The sequence below is a fragment of the Mesorhizobium sp. M4A.F.Ca.ET.050.02.1.1 genome (assembly GCF_003997725.1).
Classification (GTDB): domain Bacteria; phylum Pseudomonadota; class Alphaproteobacteria; order Rhizobiales; family Rhizobiaceae; genus Mesorhizobium.
This window is the reverse complement of record NZ_RZSG01000714.1, coordinates 1-3,097: the sequence shown is the minus strand read 5'-3', so window position 1 is coordinate 3,097 and position 3,097 is coordinate 1. Positions and strand designations below refer to the sequence as shown.

5 protein-coding genes are annotated in these 3,097 nt (G+C 64.4%); all 5 read right to left on the bottom strand.

Annotated features, from left to right (window positions below; genetic code table 11):
- Positions 1-853: 4-hydroxy-3-methylbut-2-enyl diphosphate reductase (ispH, locus tag EOA33_RS29850; protein WP_127407275.1), on the bottom strand; the 853-nt coding region annotated here is incomplete at its 3' end.
- Positions 854-938: 85 nt separating this feature from the next.
- Positions 939-1,694 carry an SURF1 family protein gene (locus tag EOA33_RS29845; RefSeq protein ID WP_189347301.1) on the bottom strand — a complete coding sequence of 252 codons (756 nt, stop codon included), beginning with the start codon at positions 1,692-1,694 and terminating at the stop codon, positions 939-941.
- Positions 1,691-2,077 (bottom strand): DUF983 domain-containing protein, encoded by a 387-nt coding sequence (locus EOA33_RS29840; protein WP_126055916.1) that lies wholly within the window; start codon positions 2,075-2,077, stop codon positions 1,691-1,693. Before EOA33_RS29840 ends, EOA33_RS29845 begins: the two co-directional genes overlap by 4 nt.
- Entirely contained in the window at positions 2,074-2,532 is a 459-nt protein-coding gene (locus EOA33_RS29835; protein ID WP_348627258.1) for a L,D-transpeptidase family protein, read from the bottom strand. The genes EOA33_RS29840 and EOA33_RS29835 overlap by 4 nt, the downstream gene beginning before the upstream one ends.
- A 122-nt stretch (positions 2,533-2,654) precedes the next feature.
- Positions 2,655-3,097, bottom strand: a 443-nt coding sequence (locus tag EOA33_RS29830) for a cytochrome c oxidase subunit 3 (protein ID WP_145989347.1), incomplete at its 5' end; no start/stop codon positions are given.

Genomic DNA, 3,097 nt, shown 5'->3' with positions numbered 1-3,097 from the left:
CGAAAATGATCTCCGGCGCGGAGGCGCCCGCCGACAGGCCGAGCGTCGAGATATTGGCGATGTCGTTCCACGGAATCTCGGCGGCGCGCTGCACGAGAAGCGACATCGTGGCGCCGGCGCGTTCGGCGACTTCGACGAGACGCCGCGAATTGGAGGAGTTTGGGGCGCCGACGATCAGATAGAGATCGGCGCCGGCGGCGGTCTCCTTCACCGCTTCCTGGCGGTTGGTAGTGGCATAGCAGATCGATTCGGCGGCCGGCGCGTGCAACTCAGGAAAGCGCTCCGTGAGCGCGCGGATGATGCCAGCGGTGTCCTCGACCGACAGCGTGGTCTGGGTGACGAAGCCGAGTGCCGCCGGGTCGGCGGGCTCGAAAACGGCGGCGTCGGCCTCGGTCTCGATCAGAGTGACGGCGCCGTCCGCCAGCTGGCCCATGGTACCGATCACCTCGGGGTGGCCGGCATGGCCAATCATGAGCACATGGCGGCCGAGGCGCTGGTGGCGCATCGCCTGCTTATGCACCTTGGACACCAGCGGACAGGTGGCATCGAGGTAGAACAGGTTGCGCGCCTGGGCATCCGCCGGCACCGATTTCGGCACGCCATGCGCCGAAAAGACGACCGGCGACTTCCGATGCTCGGGAGGGATCTCGGACAACTCCTCGATGAACACGGCGCCCAGGCTCTGCAGCCCCTCGACGACATAGCGGTTGTGCACGATCTCGTGGCGGACGTAGACAGGCGCGCCGTATTTTTTCAGTGCCAGCACGACGATCTGGATGGCACGGTCGACGCCGGCGCAGAAGCCGCGCGGCTGGCAGAGCCTGATCGTCAGCGGTGGCTTTGTCTGAAGCATGATTGCGGACCGGTTGATCGGAGCTCGGAACTTAAGGCGCGAAATGAGGTGCGCGCCCCTGCCCTGTCAAGGGCGACGACAGCAATCACCCTGCTTTCGCCGGGCGGCGGAGCCTGAAAAGCAGGACGCCGGCAAGGGCGGCGGCAAGGCCGTACCAGGTGACGGCATATTGCAGATGGCTGTTCGGCAGATCGATAACGGTGACGCCGCCGACCGGCAGGCCGCCGGGGTTCGGCGTCTTGTCGGCGTCGATGAAGAACGGCACCAGGCCGGCGCCGGCGGGCAGGCCGGCGCTCGACGCCATGGCGCCGCGGTCCTTCCAGTAGAAGATGTTCTTGGCGAGATCATTGTCGGGCAGCATCATCGAGGGCTTCGCCGCCAGCGGGTTGCGGGCGAGCCCGGTTACAGTCACCTTGCCGGCGACCTCGCCTTGCGGCCGCTTGGCCGCATCCTTCAGGTCGTAGGGAACGAAGCCGCGGTTGATGAGCACGAAACGACCATCGTCGAGCTGCAACGGCGTGAAGACGTCGAAGCCGGAAGCGCCCTCCCAGGTGGCGAAGAAATGCCGTTCGCCGTGGTGCAGGAAGGTGCCGGTCACCGTCACGGGCGTGTAGTCGACGTCAGCCGTCGCGGCGAACTGCTTTTCGAGCTCGGCCAGCGGGCGCGGCGCCGAATGCGTGCGCTGGTCGATGGTCTGGAGCAGGCCCTCCTTCCAGTGCAGGCGCTGGACCTGCCAGGTGCCGAGCCCGACCAGGATGACGAACAGAGCCAGCGCAAGGATCAGCAGCAATGCCCGCCTGGGCCGGGACCTGCCTGCCGTCAGAGCGGATGCCTCGCTCATTCGCCGTGGTCCAGCCTGCCTTCGGCGGCCTTGTTGCGGTATTGCAGCGTCAAGAGCACGCCCTTGATCAGCCTGAGCGCCGTCAAGCACAGCACCAGCGCCAGCGGTATCCATAGCAGCAGGTGGACCCAGAGCGGCGGCCCGAGCGTCACCTCCATCCACAACGCCAGGCCAACGATGATGAAGCCGATGATCAGGATGACGAACACGGCGGGGCCGTCGCCGGCATCGGCAAAGGAGTAGTCGAGGCCGCAATTGACGCAGCGCTTGCCGACGCTGAGGAAGCCGGAAAACAGCTTGCCCTCGCCGCAGCGCGGGCAGCGGCCGTGCAGGCCAGCCGAGATCGGTTCGATGGGTGGCCAGATCGCCTTGTCGTCACTCATTGCTTGATCTCGATAGGTGTGCCAGCAGCCACCATCGTCCAGATTTCATCCATGTCAGAGTCCGTAACCGCAATGCAGCCATCGGTCCAGTCGACCAATTGAAGCAGCCACCCCAGCCAGCCAAAACCATTTGGCTGGCCGTGGATCATGATCATCCCGCCGGCGTCCACGCCGCGAGCCTGTGCCGCCGCGAGATCGTCGGCGTTCGGATACGAGATGTGGATCGATTTGTAGGCCGCGCTGTTTGCGTTACGCCAGTCGAGAACGTAGCGCCCCTCCGGTGTTCGCTCGTCGCCCTCCTGGTGTTTGTGGCCAAACGGCTCACTGCCCAGCGCGATGCTGAAACTGCGAAGGATCTTGCCGCCTTCGCCGATCAGCTCAAGTCGCCGCTCCGCCTTTTCAACCCGGACCAGATAGACCTGCTGGCCTGCAAGCGCAGGGAAAGACCAGACCATGCATGCGCAGACTGCACAAGGAATTCTCGCCAACATCGGCTACCGATGGCCGGCCATTGCGCCGAAAAGAAGAAGGCGGCCACGTCGCCGCAGCCGCCTCGTCACATTTCCTCGGACTGCAATCAGTGGGCTTCGATCATCGCGCCGTTCGAGGCCCAGACATAGACCGCGCTGAACAGGAACAGCCAGACCACGTCGACGAAGTGCCAGTACCAAGCTGCCGCCTCGAAGCCGAAATGTTGTTTCGGGGTGAAATCGCCCTTGATGGCGCGTATCAGGCAGACCAGCAGGAAGATGGTGCCGATGATGACATGGAAGCCATGGAAGCCGGTGGCCATGAAGAACGTGGCGCCGTAGATGGAATCCTTGAAGCCGAACGGCGCGTGCATGTACTCGTAGGCCTGCACCATGGTGAACAGCATGCCGAGCCCGACGGTCAGCACCAGGCCGTTGATCAGCCCCTTGCGGTCGCCATGGATGAGCGAATGGTGCGCCCAGGTCACCGTTGTGCCGGACAGCAGCAGAATGATGGTGTTGTAGAGCGGCAGGTGGAACGGGTCGAGGA

Bases quoted from the DNA above. Each gene is read 5' to 3' on its own strand.
- EOA33_RS29845 (WP_189347301.1), bottom strand. From the start codon at position 1,694: ATGAGCGAGGCATCCGCTCTGACGGCAGGCAGGTCCCGGCCCAGGCGG.
- EOA33_RS29840 (WP_126055916.1), bottom strand. From the start codon at position 2,077: ATGAGTGACGACAAGGCGATCTGGCCACCCATCGAACCGATCTCGGCT.
- EOA33_RS29835 (WP_348627258.1), bottom strand. From the start codon at position 2,532: ATGGTCTGGTCTTTCCCTGCGCTTGCAGGCCAGCAGGTCTATCTGGTC.